The sequence below is a fragment of the Blastococcus haudaquaticus genome (assembly GCF_900230285.1).
GTDB classification, from domain to species: Bacteria; Actinomycetota; Actinomycetes; order Mycobacteriales; family Geodermatophilaceae; genus Blastococcus_B; species Blastococcus_B haudaquaticus.
The window spans coordinates 124,533-144,326 of sequence record NZ_OCNK01000002.1 but is presented as its reverse complement, the minus strand read 5'-3'; the positions used below and the strand labels follow the sequence as shown (position 1 = coordinate 144,326).

The following is a 19,794-nucleotide window of genomic DNA, read 5'->3' as shown; positions in this document are numbered from 1 at the left end:
GTGGCGCCGCCGCCCGGAACGCTAGGGGAGCGGGGCAGCGAACGGGGCGCTCGCGATGCGCGGCGAAAGATGGTCGGCGCCCCGAACTAGGCTCGCCCCGTGCTCTCCTGGCCCGCTCCGCTCCTGCCGACTCTGCCCGGGACCGGGCCCGCGCTCAAGGTCCACGACACCGCCCGCGGCGAGGTGGTGTCCACCAGCCCAGGTCCCACCGCCCGGATGTACGTCTGCGGCATCACGCCCTACGACGCCACCCACCTCGGGCACGCCGCCACCTACCTGGCGTTCGACCTCGTCAACCGGGTCTGGCGCGACGCCGGCCACGCGGTCCACTACGTCCAGAACGTCACCGACATCGACGACCCGCTGCTCGAGCGTGCCGCCCGCGACAACGAGGACTGGGTCGTCCTGGCCATGCGCGAGACGGCCCTGTTCCGCGAGGACATGACCGCGCTGCGCGTGCTGCCCCCCGAGGACTACGTCGGCGCGGTCGAGTCCATCCCGCGCATCGTCGCCCACGTCGAGGACCTGCTGGCCGAGGGGCTGGCCTACGTGCTGGACGACGGCACCGGCGACATCTACCACGACGTCGCCCAGGCGCCCGGCTTCGGCGGGGAGTCCCGGTACGACGAGACGACGATGCTGGGCTTCTTCGCCGAGCGCGGGGGAGATCCCGACCGCCCGGGGAAGCGCCAGCCGCTGGACCCGATGCTGTGGCGCGGGGAGCGCCCCGGCGAGCCGTCCTGGCCCGGTCCACCCGGCACGGCGGGCCGGCCGGGCTGGCACATCGAGTGCGCCACGATCGCGCTGGACACCATCGGCATGGGCTTCGACGTGCAGGGCGGCGGCAGCGACCTGGTCTTCCCGCACCACGAGTACTCCGCGGTCCACGCCGAGGCCCTGACGGCGACCAAGCCGTTCGCCCGCGCCTACGTGCACGCGGCGATGATCGGGCTCGACGGCGAGAAGATGAGCAAGAGCCGGGGCAACCTGGTCTTCGTCTCCAAGCTGCGGGGCGAGGGCGTCGACCCGATGGCGATCCGGCTGGCCCTGCTGTCCGGTCACTACCGCACCGACCGTGCCTGGACGGCGGACCTCCTCGCGACCGCGGAGGAACGGCTCGCCACGTGGCGCCGGGCCGTCGCGCTCGACGCCGGTGCTCCCGCCGCTCCGCTCTTGCTCGGCATGCGCGAGCGTCTCACCGACGACCTCGACAGCCCGGGCGCGATCGCGCTCGTCGACGCCTGGGCGCACCGCACCCTGACCGGCGGGGACGACGTCGAGGAGGAGTCGCCGCGGATCGTGTGCGACGCGATCGACGCCCTGCTCGGTGTGGCACTAGGCGACTGCGGATGAGCACACCCGGTCCCTTCCGGTTCACCGACCGGGCGGCACGGGAAGCTGCGGAGGACCAGCTGGCCCCGGCGGCCACCCGCGCTGTCGCCAGCCGGGGCCGCGTCCGGCCCGAACCCGAGGACCCGTTGCGCACCGCGTTCGAGCGGGACCGGGACCGGATCCTGCACGCCAAGGCCTTCCGCCGGCTCAAGCACAAGACCCAGGTCTTCCTGAATCCCGACGGCGACCACTTCGTCACCCGGCTCACCCACACCCTCCAGGTCACCCAGGTCGCGCGCTCGCTGGCCCGGGCGCTGGGCCTCAACGAGACGCTCGCCGAGGCGATCGCGCTGGCGCACGACGTCGGCCACTCGCCCTTCGGGCACCTGGGCGAGGACGCGCTGGAGCCCTACGTACCCGGCGGCTGGCACCACGCCGCCCAGGGCGTGCGGATCGTGGAGGTGCTCGAGCACCTCAACCTGACCTGGGAGGTGCGCGACGGGGTCCGGTCGCACAGCTGGAAGATCGACCCGCCGCCGTCGACGCGGGAGGGTGAGTGCGTCCGCTACGCGGACCGGATCGGCTACTTGTCCCACGATGCGCTGGACGCGATCCGGGCCGGCGTGATCGAGCTGGGAGACCTGCCGGTCGGTGCCCGTGACGCCTTCGGCGCACCGGGCAGCGAGATGGTGGGCAGGATGATCGCCGCCGTCGTCGAGGGATCGCTGTCGCCGGAGAACACGGCCGGCGCCGTGGTGATGGCGCCTGGTCCCCTCGTGGCGATGCACGAGCTGCGGGCGTTCATGTTCGAGCGCGTGTACGCCTCGGAGACCGCGGCGGGCCAGAAGCACGTCGCCATCGACGTGATCCGCCGGCTGGTCGACCACCACCTGGCACATCCGGAGCTGATCCCCGCGTCCTACCGGGACAGCGAGGCCGATGCGGTCACCCAGGTCGTCGACTACGTGTCGGGGATGACCGACCGCTTCGCGCTGGCCATGCACGACCGGCTCTTCGACGCCGACGCCACGTCGCAGATGACGCCGCTGTTGGGTTGATCTGTCGTGAGGAGTGGGGGCCCGGAGGGTCTCCGCGATCGAACGACGCAGCGGCTCAACGCGGCAGGGGACGGCACGTGGCCGCGGTGCGTCGCAGAGCGTCGCAGGGTGCTCAGCCTCCGGAGGCGCCGCGGCGGCGGAGGTAGCGCTCGAACTCCTTGGCGATCGAGTCGCCGTTGGCCTGCGACAGGTCGACCTCGGTTGCCCGCTCCTCGAGTGAGCGCACGTACTCGACGACCTCGTCGTCCTCGTTGGCCATCTCGTCGACGGTCTTCACCCAGTCCTCGGCCTGCTGCGGCAGAGCACCCAGCGGCACGGTGAGCTCGAGGACCTCCTCGACGCGCTGCAGCAGCGCCACCGTCGCCCGCGGCGACGGAGGCTGGGAGACGTAGTGCGGCACGGCCGCCCAGAAGCTGATGGCCGGGAGTCCGGCCTGCACGCAGGCGTCCTGGAAGACGCCGAGGATGCCGGTGGGCCCCTCGTAGCCGGAGGTCTCCAGGCCGAAGTTCCGGGCCGACTCGGCGTCGTAGGCGGAGCCGGTGACCGGCGTGGGCCGGGTGTGCGGCGTGTCGGCGAGCAGCGCGCCCAGCGCCACCACGATCGAGACGTCCAGCTCGGTCAGGATGGCGAGGAGCTCCTCGCAGAAGCCGCGCCAGCGCATGTTCGGCTCGATGCCGCGGATGAGGACGACGTCCCGCTCGCTGCCGGGCGGCCGGGCCACCGAGATCCGCGTCGTCGGCCATTCGATCCGGCGGCTCACCCCGCCGACGAGGGAGACCGTCGGGCGGTTCACCTGGAAGTCGTAGTAGTCCTCGGGGTCCAGCGCGGCCAGCGGCTTGGCGTCCCAGATCAGCTCGAGGTGCTCCACGGCGCCGGTCGCGGCGTCCCCGGCGTCGTTCCAGCCCTCGAACGCCACGACCACGAGCGGGTCGGTCAACTGGGGCAGATCGTCTGCGGGCGACTTCGGGTCGGTCACCCGTATCAGCCTACGTCGATGCCGGCGCCCCGCCCCGCGGGACGACTCTCGCGGGTGACTGCGGGCTCGCCTCCCGCCACGCGGGCGCGCGGGTGACAGAATGTCCGCGACATCGGGAGCGCCCAAGCCTGGGCCAGCCCGCCGGGGTGCCGGAGCTCCACATCCAGAGCCCGCAGACCCACAGCCAAGCGCCACTGGGGATCACCTGTGTCCGAGAATCCCATCCTCCGCCCGGACGCCACCGCTGAGCTGACCGCGCTGCTCCGGCAGCGCATCCTCGTGCTCGACGGCGCCATGGGCACCGCGATCCAGCGGAACCGTCCCGACGAGGCCGGCTACCGGGGCGAGCGGTTCGCCGACTGGCCGAGCGACGTGCAGGGCAACAACGACCTGCTGAGCATCACCGCGCCCGACATCATCACCTCGATCCACCGCGAGTACCTCGAGGCCGGGGCGGACCTCATCGAGACCAACACGTTCAACGCCACCACGATCTCGCTGTCGGACTACGGCATGCAGGAGCTCGCCTACGAGCTCAACGTGGCCTCCGCGCGCCTGGCGAGGCAGGAGTGCGACGCGATGACCGCGCGCACCCCCGAGAAGCCACGCTTCGTCGTCGGGGCGATCGGCCCGACCAGCCGGACGGCGTCCATCTCACCCGACGTGAACGACCCCGGCGCGCGCAACGTCACCTTCGACGAGCTGGTCGAGGCCTACCTCGAGCAGGCGAACGGGCTCGTCGACGGCGGGTCGGACGTGCTGCTCGTCGAGACGATCTTCGACACCCTCAACGCCAAGGCGGCGATCTTCGCCCTGGAGACGCTGTTCGAGCAGCGCGGGCGGCGCTGGCCGGTCATGGTGTCGGGCACGATCACCGACGCCTCCGGCCGCACCCTGTCGGGGCAGGTCACCGAGGCGTTCTGGCACTCCGTGCGGCACGTCGAGCCCCTCCTGGTCGGGCTGAACTGCGCGCTGGGCGCCAAGGAGATGCGGCCCTACCTGGCCGAGCTGTCCCGCATCGCCGACACGTTCGTCTCCTGCTACCCGAACGCCGGGCTGCCCAACGCCTTCGGCGAGTACGACGAATCGCCGGAGGAGACCGCCGGGATCCTCGCCGAGTTCGCCCAGAGCGGCTTCGTCAACCTCGTGGGCGGCTGCTGCGGCACGACCCCGGCCCACATCGGCGCGATCGCCCGGGTGGTCGACGGCGGGGCGCCCAGGACCCCCGTCGAGACGGCGCCGGCGCTCCGGCTGTCCGGCCTCGAGCCGGTGACGGTCACCGAGGACAGCCTCTTCGTCAACGTCGGCGAGCGCACGAACATCACCGGCTCGGCCCGCTTCCGCAACCTCATCAAGGCCGGCGACTACACGGCGGCGCTCGCGGTGGCGCGGCAGCAGGTCGAGGCCGGGGCACAGGTCATCGACATCAACATGGACGAGGGGATGATCGACGGCGTCGCCGCGATGGATCGCTTCACCAAGCTGATCGCGAGCGAGCCCGACATCTGCCGGGTGCCGACGATGATCGACTCGTCGAAGTGGGACGTGATCGAGGCGGGCCTGAAGAACGTCCAGGGCAAGGCGATCGTCAACTCGATCTCGCTGAAGAACGGCGAGGCGGAGTTCGTCGAGCACGCCCGGCTGTGCCGCAAGTACGGCGCGGCGGTCGTCGTGATGGCCTTCGACGAGGACGGCCAGGGGGACAACCTGGAGCGGCGCACGCAGATCTGCCGGCGCGCCTACGACATCCTCACGGAGCAGGTCGGCTTCCCGGCCGAGGACATCATCTTCGACCCGAACATCTTCGCCGTCGCGACCGGCATCGAGGAGCACGCGAACTACGGGCTGGACTTCATCGAGGCCACCCGCTGGATCAAGCAGAACCTGCCCGGCGCGCTCGTCTCCGGCGGCGTCTCGAACGTGTCGTTCTCCTTCCGCGGGAACAACCCGGTGCGCGAGGCCATCCACTCGGTCTTCCTGTACCACGCGATCGCGGCCGGACTGGACATGGCGATCGTCAACGCCGGCCAGCTCGAGGTCTACAGCGAGGTGCCGGAGCTGCTGCGCGAGCGCATCGAGGACGTCATCCTCAACCGCCGGCCCGACAGCACCGAGCGGCTGCTGGAGATCGCCGGCGACTTCGCCGGTGACGGCTCGGTCAAGGAGGTCGCCACCGAGGAGTGGCGGTCGCTGCCGCCGGGGGAGCGCATCACCCACGCCCTGGTGAAGGGCATCGACGCCTTCGTCGAGGACGACACCGAGGAGCTGCGGGCGCTCATCAGCGAGCGGGGCGGCCGGCCGATCGAGGTGATCGAGGGCCCGCTGATGGACGGCATGAACGTCGTCGGCGACCTGTTCGGCGCGGGGAAGATGTTCCTGCCGCAGGTGGTCAAGTCCGCGCGGGTGATGAAGAAGGCCGTCGCCTACCTGATCCCGTTCATCGAGGCGGAGAAGCAGCCCGGTGACGCCGAGCGCACCAACGGCAAGGTCGTCATGGCGACGGCGAAGGGCGACGTCCACGACATCGGCAAGAACATCGTCGGCGTCGTCCTCCAGTGCAACAACTACGACGTCGTCGACCTCGGTGTGATGGTGCCACCGCAGAAGATCCTGGATGCGGCCAAGCAGGAAGGGGCCGACATCATCGGCCTGTCCGGGCTGATCACGCCGTCGCTGGACGAGATGGTCACCCTGGCGTCGGAGATGGAGCGGCAGGGCTTCGACATCCCGCTGCTCATCGGCGGGGCCACCACCTCCCGCGCGCACACCGCGGTCAAGATCGCGCAGAAGTACCACGGGCCGGTCGTGTGGGTGAAGGACGCCTCGCGCTCGGTGCCGGTCGTCGCGGCGCTGCTCTCGGACGAACAGCGGCCCGCGCTGCTCGCCGAGACCGCGACCGAGTACGAGGCGCTGCGGGAGCGGCACGCCGCCCGTCAGGACAGCCGGACCATGCTCCCGATAGCCGCCGCCCGCGCCGCGGCCACGCCCATCGACTGGAGCAGCTACTCACCGCCGCGGCCGCGGATGCTGCTCCAGCAGGCGATGGACGTGTGCACCGGCCCTGCCTGCGACCACGTGCACCACGCGGCGACGCAGTTCGTGCGGACGTTCACCGACTACTCCCTGGAGGAGTTGCGCGGCTACATCGACTGGCAGCCGTTCTTCAACGCCTGGGAGATGCGGGGCCGGTTCCCCGACATCCTGCACAACCCCACCACCGGTGAGGCGGCCCGCCGGCTCTACAAGGACGCCCAGGTGATGCTCGACCAGATCACCGCGGAGAAGTGGCTGACCGCGAACGGCGTCTTCGGGCTGTTCCCGGCCAACCAGGTCGACGGCGACGACATCGAGGTCTACACCGACGAGTCGCGCTCCGCCGTCCGCACGACGCTGCACCAGTTGCGGCAGCAGACGGAGGGTCGGGACGGCTCGCCGCGCAAGTCGCTGGCCGACTACGTGGCGCCCAGGACGACGGGTCTGCGCGACTACGTCGGGGCGTTCGCGGTGACGGCCGGGCTGGGGTCGACCGAGCGGGTGATGGCGTTCAAGAAGGCGAACGACGACTACAGCGCCATCCTGCTGGAGTCGCTGGCCGACCGGCTGGCGGAGGCGTTCGCCGAGCGCCTGCACGAGCGCGTGCGCAAGGAGTTCTGGGCCTACGCACCCGACGAGCACCTCGATGCCGGCGGGCTCATCGCCGAGAAGTACCACGGCATCCGCCCGGCCCCGGGCTACCCGGCCTGCCCCGAGCACACCGAGAAGCAGACGATCTGGGAACTGCTGGACGTCGAGGCCAACGCCGGGATCCAGCTGACCGAGAGCATGGCCATGTGGCCCGGAGCGGCGGTCAGCGGGCTGTACTTCTCGCACCCCGAGTCGCGGTACTTCGTCCTCGGGCGCCTCGGCCGCGACCAGGTCGAGGACTATGCGGCGCGCAAGGGCTGGACGGTGGCCGAGGCGGAGAAGTGGCTCTCCCCGAATCTCGGCTACCGGACCGAGGACGAATGAAGGACCCCGGTGCCCCCCACCACTCGCTCGCGGCGGAGGCCCTGCACCGGGGCCATAGGCGCTTCCTGACTGTTGCGCGTCCCACTGTTCAGCAAGCTTCTCGGGCGCGTCGCGTGGCTTCGTAGTAGTTTCGTCATCTGTCCGCCGAGCCCTGCTCCTCGACCGAGGACCTCGGCCGGACACCGTCGAACCGGACGCGGCAGAGAGCTGCGACCGGACCGGGGACCCACGGTTCCTCTGGGGTGAATCCTGCGCGCGTCCTCTCGCCGCAGGTAGGGCAACTTCCGGCCCGAACCCGTCAGCTAACTCGGTAGGCGGCTGAGGAAGAACGGAGAGCCGCCCCCGGGCGCCCTTGAACATGCACATTGCACAGACGCACGCTGCACGGAACGACCCGGCACAGAACGACCCGGCACACACCGACCTCGTCGGCGACGACGACGGTTCCGGTGCGACGACGTCCTCCCACGGCACCCACGGCCGGCGTCGGATCTCCGCGCCGCACTCCCGCATCGCGTACTCGCTCGGCATCTCCATGGTCTGCGCCCTGGCCGCGGTGAACCTGCTGACCGGCGGCCCCCGGCAGGCGACCGCCGACGAGCAGTCGTCGGTCGCCGTGGCCGACGCCCTCGGGATCACCGGCTCCGGCATCGAGGTCTCCCCCTCGGAGGACGCCGCGGTGCTCGAGCAACTGGCCGCCAGCAGGGCCCAGCGCGACGGCGAGCAGGCCGCTGCCGCCGCCTCGCAGGCGCAGGCCGAGCAGGCCGCCGCCGAGGCGAAGGCCGCGGAGGAGGCCCGGCTCGCGGCCGAGGCCGCCGCAGCTGCCGAGGCGGCGGCGCAGGCCGAGGCCGCGGCCCAGGCCGAGGCAGCGGCCGCCGAAGAGGCAGCCACCGCTGCTGCGGCGACGGCGGTCAGCGTGATCGCCAAGATCAGCAACAGCTCCGGGCCGGTTCGGCCGCAGGCGCAGGAAGCCGCCAACAAGGTCGTCTCGAACGTGCCCGGCGCGGACGGGATCACCATCGGCGGCACCCGCGCCAGCGCGGCCGACCCGGGCGGGCACCCCTCCGGCCTCGCGCTGGACTACATGTGCAGCCCGTCGCTGGGCGACGCGATCGCCGAGTACCACATCGCCCACTGGGACGAGCTGGGCGTGGAGTACATCATCTGGCAGCAGCGGATGCTGAGCTCGCCGGGCGGGTCCTGGAAGATGATGGAGAACCGGGGCAGCCCCACGGCGAACCACATGGACCACGTCCACGTGAACTACCGCTGACCTGGTCGGGCGGGCGCCCGGCCGGGGCGCCCGCCCGATCGTCGTGGGGAGAGCGACCGTGCGCCTGCTGGTCACCGGCAGCGCCGGACATCTCGGCGAGGCGCTGGTGCGCACCCTGCGCGACGTCGGCCACGAGACGGTGGGGCTCGACCGGCTGGCCTCTCCGCACACCGACGTGGTCGCGTCGATCACCGACCGTGGGGCGGTCCGCTCGGCTCTCGCCGGTGCCGACGCCGTGCTGCACACCGCCACGCTGCACAAGCCGCACGTCGGGTCGCACTCCCGCCAGGAGTTCGTGGACACCAACGTGACCGGCACGCTGGCCCTCCTCGAGGAGGCCGTCGCCGCCGATGTCGGTGCGTTCGTCCAGACCAGCACCACCAGCGCCTTCGGCCGGGCGCTGACGCCCGGGGAGGGCGCTCCCGCGGCCTGGATCACCGAGGACGTCGTGCCGCGACCCAGGAACATCTACGGCGCGACGAAGGTGGCCGCTGAGGACCTGTGCGAGCTGGTGGCGCGCGATCACGGGCTGCCGTGCGTGGTCCTGCGGACGTCCCGCTTCTTCCCCGAGGCCGACGACAGCGAGCAGGTCCGCTCCGGGTATGCCGACGGGAACGCCAAGGTGAACGAGCTGCTGTACCGCCGCGTCGACCTCGCGGACGTCGTCGAGGCGCACCTGGCGGCGGTGCACCGGGCAGCGGCGATCGGGTTCGGCCGGTACGTCGTCAGCGCGACGACGCCGTTCACGCCCGACGACCTGCCGGAGCTCCGCACGGACGCGCCGGCCGTCGTCGAGCGGCTGTTCCCCGACCAGGCCGAGGTCTACGGCCGGCTCGGCTGGCGGATGTTCCCGGGCATCGACCGGGTCTACGACAACGCCCGGGCGCGGCGCGACCTGGGCTGGACGCCCCGGTACGACTTCCGCCACGCGCTGGACCTGCTCGCGGCGGGGGAGGAGCCCCGCAGCGCGCTCGCCCGCAGCGTCGGAGCCAAGGGCTACCACCCGGAGCCGACGGGCCCGTACACCACGCGCTGACGGATCGGGCCGACACGGCTGCCTACTGTGGGCGGCGATGGCTCAGCGACTCCCGGACACCGCGACGGCTCCTCCCACCACGCTGCGGGCGGTGCTCTTCGACATGGACGGCACCCTCGTGGAGACCGAGGAGTACTGGGGCGAGGCGATGTTCGAGCTCGCGGATCGGCTCGGCGGCCGCATGTCGGCCGAGGCCCGCGCACAGACGGTCGGCTCCACCATGCGGCGCTCGATGCAGGTGCTGCACGCCGACCTCGGCGTGACGCGCACCGAGGACCAGTTGCAGGCCGACGCGCGGTGGGTGGAGGACCGCACGGCGCAGTTGATGGGCGCCGGCATCTCCTGGCAGCCGGGCGCGCGGGACCTGCTGGTCGCCGTGCGGGCCGCGGGGCCGGCAACGGCCCTGGTGACGACGACACCGCGGCGCCTGGCCGAGATCGTGCTCGGCTCGATCCGTGCGGACCTCGGCGCCGACCCGTTCGACCTGACCATCTGCGGCGACGAGGTGCCCGCCCGCAAGCCGGACCCGGCGCCCTACCTGCAGGCCATGGCGGAGCTCGGCGTGGACCCGGCGGAGTCGGTGGTGATCGAGGACTCCGTGGCCGGCATCGCCTCCGGACTGGCCGCCGGCGCCGCCGTCCTCGGTGTGCCCGCCCTCCAGGAGGTGGCGCCGGCCCCGGGCCTCGTCCTGCGCGAGGGATTGCTGGGGGTGGGCGTCGCCGAGCTGGAGCAGGTCCTCGCGGCGGCGCGGCTCGGCCGGCGTCCCGCCTGACCACGCCCGCTCCCGTCCGCGTCCGGCTGGGAACGATCCGGCGCCGGGTGTCCCCGGCACGCCTCTAGCCTTCGGCCGTGCCTGAACTCCCCGAGCTCCCGGAGCCCGCGCCCACGACCGACGAGCGGGACCTGCTGCTGGCGTGGCTGGACCACCTGCGGACGTCGATCGTGCGCAAGGTGGCCGATCTCGACGAGCAGCAGTCCCGGTGGACGCCGGACGGTGCCCTCATCCCGCTGCTGGGGATCGTCAACCACCTGACCTGCGTCGAGTGGCGGTGGATGGACGGCATGATGCTCGGGCTTGCGACGTCGCGCAGCGAAGCGGAGTTCCGGCCCGGTCCGGAGCTCTTCGTGGCCGACGCCGTCGCCGCCTACCGGGAGCGTGCCCGGGCCACCGAGGAGCTGGTGCGCAGGCTCCCGCTCGACCGGAGGACCACGGACGGCAGCGGCCGCGACCTCCGCTGGGTGCTGCTGCACCTCATCGAGGAGACCGCCCGGCACGCCGGCCACGCCGACGCGACCCGCGAGCTGCTGGACGGCACCGTGGGATGACCGGGCGTCAGACGGCGACGCCGAGGAGGTCAGCCAGCGTGCGCCGACCGTGCGGAGTGATGGTCAGCGCTCGCGGCACCGCCGCATCCCGGAGGAACCATCCGTCCTCGAGACCTCTCCGCAGCAGGGCCGCGCCCGCTGCGCCGCCGAGATGGCTCCGTCGCTCCGTCCAGTCCAGGCAGGCCCGGACGGCCGGCCGCCGTCCCGGGGCCGACACCTCCGGCTCGGCGCACACCTCGGCGAACCAGGCCCGCCCGGCCGGGGTGAGCACGACGCCGTCGACGGTGCGGAGGAGCCCCGCGCGGGTCAGGCCCTCGAAGACGGCGACGCCCCATGCGCCGGCCAGGTGGTCGTAACAGGTGCGCGCCGCCGCCAGCCGACCCGTGGCCCGCGCCGTCCGCAGGGACGTGGGCCGCACCGGTACACCTACGACGGAGCCGAGGGTCTCGATCACCTCGGCGACCTCCGGGCCGGCCAGCCGCACGTAGCGGTGCCGTCCCTGGCGCTCGTCGGTGACCACACCCGCCGCCAGCAGGGCGCTGATGTGCTCGCTCGCGGTCGATCGGGCGACCTCCGCCGTCCGGGCCAGTTCCCCGGCGGTCCAGGCGCGACCGTCGAGCAGCGCGAGACACATGGCGGTCCGGCTGCGGTCGGCGAGCACACCGGCGAAGGCACTGATCGACTCGGCGGTCACGGGCACGTCCGGCATCCTGCCGCAGGTCGCTGACTGTTCGGTGCCGGCCGAACGGTCCGTGCGCCACGCTCGGCCGGTGGAACTCCTCTCCTCCGCCGTCCTCGACGACGAGCGCTACCGGATGCCCCCGGTGGTGGCCGGCCCGACCGGGCTCGCCTGGTTGCGCGGGCACGTGGCGCGATTCAGCGACGGCGAGGACCATGCCCGCCGACGCGCCCTCGTCGAGCAGATCCTGAGCGGCCTGGCGCTGGAGCCCTCGGCGGACCCGACCGCAGCGCTGGTGGCGGCGATGGGCCTGCCACCGGAGTGCGCCCGGGACGTCGCCCTCGCGGCCGGTGCCTACCAGCCGCACCTGCCGCAGTCGGCGGCGGCCGACGCCGCTGTCGACCGTCTGGTCGCCGTCTGCGGGTCGCGGGACGAGATGACCGCGGCCCGGATCTGCGTCCTCGTCCAGGCGCACGCCGCGACGGCGGCCCTGGTCAGCAACCTCCGTCGAGGATCGACGGCGCCACCGGTACCGACCACCCGCAGGGTGGGTCCGGACGGTGCCCTCGTCGAGGTCGACCTGTCCGACGCCCCGTTCGGCCGGGGGCGCCATGCCTGCCCGGGCGAGGCGATCGCCAGGGACCTGACCCGGGCAGTGACCCGATGACGCCCGCTCACGCTCGGGTGTTCCGCGACCTCCACGCCGGCCCCGGTCCGTTGCTGCTGCCGAACGCCTGGGACGTCGCGTCGGCGCTGGCGTTCGTGGCCGACGGAGCCCCCGCGGTGGGCACCACCAGCCTGGGGATCGCCGCCGCCGCCGGACGGGCGGACGCCACTCGGGCCGTCCGCTCGCTGACGATCGACCTGGCGCACCGGCTCGCCGGCCTTCCCGTCCCGGTGACCGTCGACCTGGAGGACGGCTTCTCCGACGACCCGGGGCAGGTCGCCGACCTGGTCGCGGCGCTGCCGGTCGCCGGCCTCAACCTGGAGGACAGCTCCGCCGGGAAGCTGGTGGCCCCCGCTGCCCATGCCGCCAAGGTGGCAGCGGTCAAGGAGCGGTGCCCGGACGTCTTCGTCAACGCGCGGGTGGACACGTTCTGGCTCGGCGAACGCGCCTCGGCGGAGGCGACGGTCGGTCGCGCGCTGCGCTACGTGGACGCCGGCGCCGACGGCGTGTTCGTCCCCGGCCCGCTCACCGAGGCCCAGGTCCGCGAGCTGACCGGTGCCCTCCCGGTGCCGGTCAACGTCCTCGCGACGCCGCAGCACACCGTGCCGCGTCTGGCCGAGCTCGGCGTGCGCCGGATCAGCACCGGTTCGCTGCTGTTCCGTGCCGCCCTCGACGAGGCGGTCGGCGTCGTCCGCCGGTTGCGGGCCGGCCGGCCGGCCCCGAGTGCCACCGCCTACCGCGACGTGGACGCCCGTACTGCCACCCTCGGCTGACGGTCAGTCGCGCTCGACGATCGGCAGCGTCTGCCAGCCCGCGGCGGCAGCGGCCTCGGCCGGGAACGGCGGGGGAGTGCCACCCCACTCGGGGCAGACCGCCTGGTGGTCGCACCACCCGCAGAGCCGGGTCTTGTTCGGGCGGAAGTCGCCGGTGGACACCGCCCGCTCGATCGCCGCCCAGATGGCCAGCAACGTGCGCTCGAAGCGGACCAGCTCGGCCTCGTCGGGCGCGTAGGTGAGCGTGTCGCCGTCGCCCAGGTAGATGAGCTTCAGCTGGGCGGCCACGACACCGCGGGTGCGCCAGAGGACCAGCGCGTAGAACTTCATCTGGAACAGCGCCTTGGCCTCGAATGCCTCGCGAGGCATGGAGCCGGTCTTGTAGTCCACGACCCGCAGGGCGCCGTTGGGCGCCACGTCGACGCGGTCGACGTATCCGCGCAGCAGCAGGCCGTCGGGCAGGGTCACCTCGACCAGCTGCTCGCGCCCCTCCGGCTGGATGCGGGTCGGGTCCTCCAGGGCGAAGTACTTCTCGACCAGCTTCCCGGCCGACGCCAGCCACGCCTCCACGGACTCGGGCGCGTTCGGATCGGTCTCGGCGCCGTCGTCCTGGGCGACCTGGAAGAGATCGGCGATGCCCGGCTCGTCGCGGAGGTCGGCCCAGGCCGGCTCGATCAGCTCCTGCGCCGCCTCGACCGTGCGGCCGGCCGGCGGGAGGTCGTAGAGCCGCTCGAGCACCGAGTGCACGAGGGTGCCCCGGACGGCGGCGAGGCTCTTGCGCTCGGGCAGCCGGTCGATGGTGCGGAAGCGGTAGAGCAGCGGGCACGTCTTGAAGTCGGCCGCGCGGCTCGGGGACAGCGACGGGCGGCGGGGGGCGGTCGCGGCGTCGTCGACCGTCTCCGCGGAGACCTCGTCAGCAGTGACCTCGGCAGCCGGTTCCGTGTGCAGGATCGCCGTCATGCACCCGAGGCTAGGTCGCGCCTCCGACAGTTCCGAGTCCCCGCGCCGCACCAGGGGGCAGGGTCACAGTTCTCCCGTCCGTACCCTCGTCGTACGTGGACACCCAGCAGGAGCCGACCGACGCCGCCCTTTCCGCGCCGGAGGCGGTCGACGGGACGCCCCGCGAGCCAGTGCTGGGCGCGTTCGTCGCCGGCGACCGGGTGCAGCTGACGGATCCGAAGGGCCGGCTGCACACCGTCGTCCTCGAGCCGGGCAAGCAGTTCCACACCCACCGGGGCGCGATCGAGCACGACCACCTCATCGGGGCTCCCGAGGGCTCGGTGGTCATGTCCACCGCGAACACCGGCTACCTCGCGCTCCGGCCGCTGCTGGCCGACTTCGTGCTCTCGATGCCCCGCGGCGCCCAGGTGATCTATCCCAAGGACGCCGCGCAGATCGTCGGCTTCGGTGACGTCGGCCCCGGCATGCGGGTGCTCGAGGCCGGCGCGGGGTCCGGGGCGCTCAGCTGCTCGCTGCTGCGCGCGGTCGGGTCCTCGGGGTCGCTCACCAGCTACGAGCGCCGCGAGGACTTCGCCGACGTCGCGCGCGGCAACGTCGGGGCGTTCTTCGGCGAGGTGCCGGACAACTGGTCGCTGCGGCTGGGCGACCTCGCCGACCACCCGGCCGAGGAGGTCGTCGACCGCGTCGTCCTGGACATGCTGGAGCCGTGGGCCGTCCTGCCGACGGTCGCCGCGGCGCTGCGGCCCGGCGGCGTCCTGGTCGGGTACGTGGCCACCACGACCCAGCTGTCCACCTACGTCGAGGCGCTGCGGGCCCAGGGCGTCTGGACCGAGCCGCACGCCTGGGAGTCGCTCCTGCGGCCCTGGCACGCCGTGGGCCTCGCCGTCCGCCCGGAGCACCGCATGGTCGCGCACACCGCGTTCCTTGTCACCTGCCGCAGGCTGGCGGAGGGGACCGTCGCGCCGATCCGGCAGCGTCGCGCGCAGAAGCACTGAGCCCCGCACGGGTTCGTGTGACAGGCCGGTCACGGCCTCCCGCGAGCCCACGGCGAAGTGTCCGGTCGCGTGTATAGATTTGCGTCTTGAACTCCCTCGGAGTGTGTGGAGGTGCGCGATGAGTCTGGGTCCCGACGAGATTCGAGCGCGGCGTGAACGAGACGTCGCGGCACTGCTCAGCCAGATCTCCTACCTCGAGGAAGAGATCGGCCTCCTCCGCCGGAAGGTGGCCGACAGCCCGCGGCAGGTGCGCCTGCTGGAGGAGCGGATCGCCGAGGCCGAGGGGCGTGCGGCGTTCCTGTCCGAGCGCAACGACAAGCTGGCGGGCACCCTGCGTGACGCCCGCGAGCAGCTGGTCTCCCTCAAGGAAGAGGTCGACCGGCTCGGCCAGCCGCCGTCGGGCTACGGGGTCTTCCTCACCCGCTTCGACGACGGCACCGTCGACGTGTTCACGGGTGGGCGCAAGCTCAGGGTGTCGGTCTCGCCGAACGTCGAGGTCGAGAGCCTGCGCACCGGCCAGGAGGTCATGCTCAACGAGGCGATGAACGTCGTCGAGGCGCGCGACTTCGAGCGCGCCGGCGACGTCGTCATGCTCAAGGAGCTGCTCGAGCCCGTCGACGGCGTGACGCCGCGCGCGCTGGTCATCGGGCACACCGACGAGGAGCGCGTGGTCTTCCTCGCCGACTCGCTGACCGGCCAGCCGCTGCGCGTCGGCGACTCGCTGCTGCTGGAGTCGCGGTCGGGCTACGTCTACGAGCGGATCCCGAAGAGCGAGGTCGAGGAGCTCGTCCTCGAAGAGGTCCCCGACATCGACTACAGCGACATCGGTGGCCTGTCGCGGCAGATCGAGCAGATCCGCGACGCCGTGGAACTGCCGTTCCTGCACGCCGACCTGTTCCGCACCTACGAGCTGCGCCCGCCCAAGGGCATCCTGCTGTACGGGCCGCCCGGGTGCGGCAAGACGCTGATCGCGAAGGCGGTCGCGAACTCGCTGGCCAAGAAGGTCGCGGCGATCCGCGGCGACGGCGACACGAGCCAGGGGAAGTCCTACTTCCTCAACATCAAGGGCCCGGAGCTGCTGAACAAGTACGTCGGCGAGACCGAGCGGCACATCCGCCTGGTCTTCCAGCGGGCGCGGGAGAAGGCCAGCGAGGGCACGCCGGTCATCGTGTTCTTCGACGAGATGGACTCGATCTTCCGCACCCGTGGATCGGGGGTGTCCTCCGACGTCGAGTCGACGATCGTGCCGCAGCTGCTGAGCGAGATCGACGGCGTCGAGGGCCTGGAGAACGTCATCGTCATCGGTGCCTCCAACCGCGAGGACATGATCGACCCGGCGATCCTCCGGCCCGGCCGGCTGGACGTGAAGATCAAGATCGAGCGTCCGGACGCGGAGGCCGCGCGCGACATCTTCAGCAAGTACCTGACGACGACGCTGCCGATCAGCCCGGACGACCTCGCCGAGCACGGCGGCAGCCGTGAGGCGACGATCGCCGGGATGATCCAGCGCACCGTCGAGCGCATGTACACCGAGAGCGAGGAGAACCGCTTCCTCGAGGTCACCTACGCCAACGGTGACAAGGAGGTCCTGTACTTCAAGGATTTCAACTCCGGCGCCATGCTGCAGAACATCGTCGACCGGGCGAAGAAGATGGCGATCAAGGAGCACCTGGAGACCGGCACGTCCGGTCTGCGGGTGAGCCACCTGACGGCCGCCTGCCTCGACGAGTTCAAGGAGAACGAGGACCTGCCCAACACGACCAACCCCGACGACTGGGCGCGGATCTCGGGCAAGAAGGGCGAGCGGATCGTGTACATCCGCACGCTCATCAGCGGCAAGGGCAACGAGTCCGGCCGCGCGATCGACACGGCGACGAACACCGGCCAGTACCTGTAGCGACGTCGTCGCGGCGGAGGAACCCGGTCCCGGTGGGGCCGGGTGCCTTCCCGCGCCCGGCGGGCGCTACGTGGCGTCCCCGGCGATGGCCCGCAGCGCCTGCATGTGCCGGGCATAAGCCTGCCGGCCGTCCGCGGTGAGGGAGAGCCAGGTGCGCGGGCGCTTGCCCACGTAGCCCTTCCGCATCCGCACGTAGCCCGCTGCCTCGAGCTGCGTCGCCTGCTTGGACAGCGCCGAGTCGGAGATCTCGATGATGTCCCGGACGTGACCGAACTCGGCCTCGTCGACCCCGGCGAGGGCCGCGACGATGCTGAACCGCACCGGCGAGTGGATGACGGCGTCCAGCTGGTGACGGGCGTGGCGGCCTGCGGTCGCGGTCACGTGCGTCGCCGTGCGATGACGACGGCCGCGAGCAGGCTGGGGGCGGCGACGAGGACTGCGCCCCCGAGCACCATCGGCACGGTGTTGGGGCTGGTCTGGGCCTGGAGATTGAGCCAGGGCAGCACGACCCCGAGCGCCAGGACGAACGATGCGCCGATCCCCGTGCGGGACCAGAAGCGGGCCCGGAGGGGCACGGTGCGGGCGGCGCGCTCCACCACGACGGCCTCGGCGACGAAGATCGCCAGCACGACGCAGGAGAGCACCACCTGAGCCGCCCCCGTCACCACGTTCTGGGTCGTCATGTGCACGGCGGCGGTCAGCCCGAAGACCGCGGTCCCTGTCGCGTGGATCCTCCGGTCGCGGGCGAGGTGCAGCGACCGGCCACCGACGGCGGCGAGCTGCTCGCGTGCCTGCTCGGGGGTCAGCAGCGGGTGCTCGGTGCTCATGGGATCTCCTGTTCGACGAGGGCCCGACCAGTACAGCAAGTAGTTGCCAGCCTGGCAAGTACATGACGGCACGACATCCGGTGGCGAAGGAACCGGCACGCGAGGGAGCCCGGCACAGTCGCCCCGGCGGATCGGCCCGCCGTCCGGGCGCCGCCTAGGGTTGGGTCATGAGCGTGCGGCGGGTCATGGGCACCGAGGTCGAGTACGGCATCTCGGTGCCGGGGCAGCCGACGGCGAACCCGACGACGCTGTCCAGCCAGGTGGTGAACGCCTGGTCGGTGGCCGAGGCCCCGACGCCGCGCCGTCCGCGCTGGGACTTCGAGGAGGAGTCGCCGCTGCGCGACGCCCGTGGCTTCGACCTCTCGCCGGCGCAGGCGCTGGACCACAACGACCTCGACGAGGACACCGGGATGGCCAACGTCATCCTGACCAACGGGGCCCGGCTGTACGTCGACCACGCGCATCCGGAGTACTCGACGCCGGAGGTCACCAACCCGCGCGACATCGTCCTCTGGGACAAGGCGGGGGAGCAGGTGATGGCCGAGGCGGCCCGCCGCGCCGCCCGCATCCCCGGCCAGCCGACGATCCAGCTGTACAAGAACAACACCGACGGCAAGGGCGCCTCCTACGGGGCGCACGAGAACTACCTGATGGACCGCAGGACGCCGTTCATCGACATCATCCGTGGTCTCGTGCCGTTCTTCGTCACGCGGCAGGTGTTCGCCGGAGCCGGACGGGTGGGGATCGGCACAGAAGGCCGGACGCAGGGCTTCCAGCTGTCCTCGCGGGCGGACTTCTTCGAGGTCGAGGTGGGCCTGGAGACGACGCTCAAGCGGCCGATCATCAACACCCGCGACGAGCCGCACGCCGACGCGGACAAGTACCGCCGGCTGCACGTGATCATCGGCGACGCGAACCTGGCGGAGCTGTCGACCTATCTCAAGGTCGGGACGACGTCGCTGGTCCTGGCGATGGTCGAGGCGCGGGCACTGCCGGGGGACCTCGCCCTCGAGGAGCCGGTCGAGGCGCTCCAGGCGATCAGCCACGACCCGACGCTCACCCACCTGGTGCGACTGCGCGACGGCCGGCGGATGACGGCCCTCGACCTCCAGCGGATCTACCTGGAGCAGGCCGAGAAGTTCGTGGCCACCCAGGGGGAGTCCGACGAGCAGACCGCCGACGTGCTGCGGCGCTGGGCCGAGGTGCTCGAGGACCTGTCGATCGACCCGATGCGCTGCGCGGACCGGCTGGACTGGCCGGCGAAGCTCCGGCTGCTCGAGGGCTACCGCACGCGTGACGGGCTCTCGTGGGGGGACTCGCGGCTGCACCTGGTCGACCTGCAGTACTCCGACATCCGGCCGGACAAGGGGCTCTACAACCGTCTGGTGGCGCGCGGGTCGATGCAGCGGCTGCTCAACGACGACGAGGTGACCCGGGCGATGGTCAACCCGCCGGTGGACACCCGCGCGTTCTTCCGCGGTGAGTGCCTGCGGCGCTACCCGGCCCAGGTGGCCGCGGCGTCGTGGGACTCGGTGGTCTTCGACCTGGGCCGGGAGAACCTCGTGCGCATCCCGACGATGGAGCCGCTGCGGGGCACCCGGGAGCACGTGGGAGCCCTGTTCGAGTCGACGTCGACGGCGCAGGAGCTTGTCGACACCATCACCGGATCGTGACCTCCAGCCCGTCCGACTGACCGTGGATGTCACCGGCGGCGGGTAGCTTTCAGGCAGCAGTAGTTCCGTAGAACCGGAGGGCAAGCCATGGCCACCAGGGACACCGGCGGACAGCAGAAGGCGACGCGTTCGCGCGAGGAGACCGACGAGGTCGAGGCCTCGGTCGACACCGAGGTCGCCGAACGTCACAAGGAAATGACGGAAGACGTCGATTCTCTCCTCGACGAAATTGACGAGGTATTGGAGGAGAATAGCGAGGAATTCGTGAGGCAATATGTACAAAAGGGGGGCCAGTGAATAATCTCGTGCAAAAT

General features: G+C 71.9%; 18 protein-coding genes and 1 riboswitch. Of the genes, 13 read left to right on the top strand and 5 right to left on the bottom strand.

The genetic code is table 11. The features are described from left to right. Nucleotides 1-99: 99 nt before the first annotated feature. Together mshC and CRP30_RS07290 are read left to right on the top strand one after the other, a co-directional pair. A complete protein-coding gene (gene mshC, locus CRP30_RS07295; RefSeq protein ID WP_097183311.1) occupies nt 100-1,353 on the top strand; it encodes a cysteine--1-D-myo-inosityl 2-amino-2-deoxy-alpha-D-glucopyranoside ligase in 1,254 nt (417 codons plus the stop codon). After that, nucleotides 1,350-2,390 carry an HD domain-containing protein gene (locus CRP30_RS07290; RefSeq protein ID WP_097183310.1) on the top strand — a complete coding sequence of 347 codons (1,041 nt, stop codon included), beginning with the start codon at nt 1,350-1,352 and terminating at the stop codon, nt 2,388-2,390. The genes mshC and CRP30_RS07290 overlap by 4 nt, the downstream gene beginning before the upstream one ends. A 112-nt stretch (nt 2,391-2,502) precedes the next feature. On the opposite strand, the gene CRP30_RS07285 is transcribed toward CRP30_RS07290, so the two are convergent. Beyond that, nucleotides 2,503-3,366, bottom strand: coding sequence for a PAC2 family protein (locus CRP30_RS07285; RefSeq protein WP_097183309.1), 864 nt, complete (start codon nt 3,364-3,366; stop codon nt 2,503-2,505). A gap of 207 nt (nt 3,367-3,573) precedes the next feature. On the opposite strand from CRP30_RS07285, the gene metH reads away from it, so the two are divergent. The 5 genes from metH (at nt 3,574) to CRP30_RS07260 (ending at nt 11,009) form a co-directional block, all read left to right on the top strand. Further along, nucleotides 3,574-7,374, top strand: coding sequence for a methionine synthase (gene metH / locus CRP30_RS07280; protein WP_097183308.1), 3,801 nt, complete (start codon nt 3,574-3,576; stop codon nt 7,372-7,374). 179 nt (nt 7,375-7,553) lie between these two features. Further along, a riboswitch (cyclic di-AMP (ydaO/yuaA leader) is annotated at nt 7,554-7,706 on the top strand. A gap of 26 nt (nt 7,707-7,732) precedes the next feature. Then, nucleotides 7,733-8,647 carry a VldE C-terminal domain-containing protein gene (locus CRP30_RS07275; RefSeq protein WP_235003248.1) on the top strand — a complete coding sequence of 305 codons (915 nt, stop codon included), beginning with the start codon at nt 7,733-7,735 and terminating at the stop codon, nt 8,645-8,647. A 58-nt stretch (nt 8,648-8,705) separates the two neighbouring features. Beyond that, nucleotides 8,706-9,683: an NAD-dependent epimerase/dehydratase family protein gene (locus CRP30_RS07270; protein ID WP_097183307.1), complete on the top strand. Its 978-nt coding sequence runs from the start codon at nt 8,706-8,708 to the stop codon at nt 9,681-9,683. 37 nt (nt 9,684-9,720) lie between these two features. Continuing rightward, a complete protein-coding gene (locus CRP30_RS07265; protein ID WP_097183306.1) occupies nt 9,721-10,455 on the top strand; it encodes an HAD family hydrolase in 735 nt (244 codons plus the stop codon). A gap of 77 nt (nt 10,456-10,532) precedes the next feature. Then, the gene (locus tag CRP30_RS07260; RefSeq protein WP_097183305.1) at nt 10,533-11,009 is read left to right on the top strand and encodes a mycothiol transferase; all 477 of its coding nucleotides are present in this window, start codon (nt 10,533-10,535) and stop codon (nt 11,007-11,009) included. A gap of 7 nt (nt 11,010-11,016) precedes the next feature. On the opposite strand, the gene CRP30_RS07255 is transcribed toward CRP30_RS07260, so the two are convergent. Continuing rightward, on the bottom strand, nt 11,017-11,709 hold the full coding sequence (locus tag CRP30_RS07255) for an ArsR/SmtB family transcription factor (RefSeq protein ID WP_235003247.1): 693 nt from the start codon (nt 11,707-11,709) through the stop codon (nt 11,017-11,019). 70 nt (nt 11,710-11,779) lie between these two features. Here CRP30_RS07255 and CRP30_RS07250 point away from each other — a divergent pair, with 70 nt between their 5' ends. Together CRP30_RS07250 and CRP30_RS07245 are read left to right on the top strand one after the other, a co-directional pair. Continuing rightward, nucleotides 11,780-12,355, top strand: coding sequence for a hypothetical protein (locus tag CRP30_RS07250; protein ID WP_200814600.1), 576 nt, complete (start codon nt 11,780-11,782; stop codon nt 12,353-12,355). Between the two features lie 17 nt (nt 12,356-12,372). Next, a complete protein-coding gene (locus CRP30_RS07245; RefSeq protein ID WP_200814599.1) occupies nt 12,373-13,128 on the top strand; it encodes an isocitrate lyase/PEP mutase family protein in 756 nt (251 codons plus the stop codon). Between the two features lie 3 nt (nt 13,129-13,131). On the opposite strand, the gene CRP30_RS07240 is transcribed toward CRP30_RS07245, so the two are convergent. Continuing rightward, entirely contained in the window at nt 13,132-14,088 is a 957-nt protein-coding gene (locus tag CRP30_RS07240) for a RecB family exonuclease (RefSeq protein WP_097183302.1), read from the bottom strand. Between the two features lie 95 nt (nt 14,089-14,183). Between CRP30_RS07240 and CRP30_RS07235 the strand changes: the two genes are divergently transcribed. Together CRP30_RS07235 and arc are read left to right on the top strand one after the other, a co-directional pair. Beyond that, nucleotides 14,184-15,083, top strand: coding sequence for a tRNA (adenine-N1)-methyltransferase (locus CRP30_RS07235; RefSeq protein WP_304528895.1), 900 nt, complete (start codon nt 14,184-14,186; stop codon nt 15,081-15,083). Nucleotides 15,084-15,201: 118 nt separating this feature from the next. Then, nucleotides 15,202-16,980 (top strand): proteasome ATPase, encoded by a 1,779-nt coding sequence (gene arc / locus CRP30_RS07230; RefSeq protein WP_097183301.1) that lies wholly within the window; start codon nt 15,202-15,204, stop codon nt 16,978-16,980. A gap of 66 nt (nt 16,981-17,046) precedes the next feature. On the opposite strand, the gene CRP30_RS22965 is transcribed toward arc, so the two are convergent. Then, a complete protein-coding gene (locus CRP30_RS22965; protein ID WP_097183300.1) occupies nt 17,047-17,361 on the bottom strand; it encodes a winged helix-turn-helix domain-containing protein in 315 nt (104 codons plus the stop codon). Then, nucleotides 17,358-17,807, bottom strand: a complete 450-nt coding sequence (locus CRP30_RS22960) for a hypothetical protein (protein WP_097183299.1) — start codon at nt 17,805-17,807, stop codon at nt 17,358-17,360. The genes CRP30_RS22965 and CRP30_RS22960 overlap by 4 nt, the downstream gene beginning before the upstream one ends. 167 nt (nt 17,808-17,974) lie before the next feature. On the opposite strand from CRP30_RS22960, the gene dop reads away from it, so the two are divergent. Continuing rightward, a complete protein-coding gene (gene dop / locus CRP30_RS07215; protein ID WP_097183298.1) occupies nt 17,975-19,480 on the top strand; it encodes a depupylase/deamidase Dop in 1,506 nt (501 codons plus the stop codon). 87 nt (nt 19,481-19,567) lie between these two features. Beyond that, nucleotides 19,568-19,777, top strand: coding sequence for a ubiquitin-like protein Pup (locus CRP30_RS07210; protein ID WP_097183297.1), 210 nt, complete (start codon nt 19,568-19,570; stop codon nt 19,775-19,777). Nucleotides 19,778-19,794 lie beyond the last annotated feature (17 nt).

Coding starts and splice junctions, on each gene's coding strand:
- CRP30_RS07290 (WP_097183310.1), top strand. CDS start 1,350: ATGAGCACACCCGGTCCCTTCCGGTTCACCGACCGGGCGGCACGGGAA.
- CRP30_RS07275 (WP_235003248.1), top strand. CDS start 7,733: ATGCACATTGCACAGACGCACGCTGCACGGAACGACCCGGCACAGAAC.
- CRP30_RS07265 (WP_097183306.1), top strand. CDS start 9,721: ATGGCTCAGCGACTCCCGGACACCGCGACGGCTCCTCCCACCACGCTG.
- CRP30_RS07240 (WP_097183302.1), bottom strand. CDS start 14,088: ATGACGGCGATCCTGCACACGGAACCGGCTGCCGAGGTCACTGCTGAC.
- arc (WP_097183301.1), top strand. CDS start 15,202: ATGAGTCTGGGTCCCGACGAGATTCGAGCGCGGCGTGAACGAGACGTC.
- CRP30_RS22960 (WP_097183299.1), bottom strand. CDS start 17,807: ATGAGCACCGAGCACCCGCTGCTGACCCCCGAGCAGGCACGCGAGCAG.
- dop (WP_097183298.1), top strand. CDS start 17,975: ATGAGCGTGCGGCGGGTCATGGGCACCGAGGTCGAGTACGGCATCTCG.
- CRP30_RS07210 (WP_097183297.1), top strand. CDS start 19,568: ATGGCCACCAGGGACACCGGCGGACAGCAGAAGGCGACGCGTTCGCGC.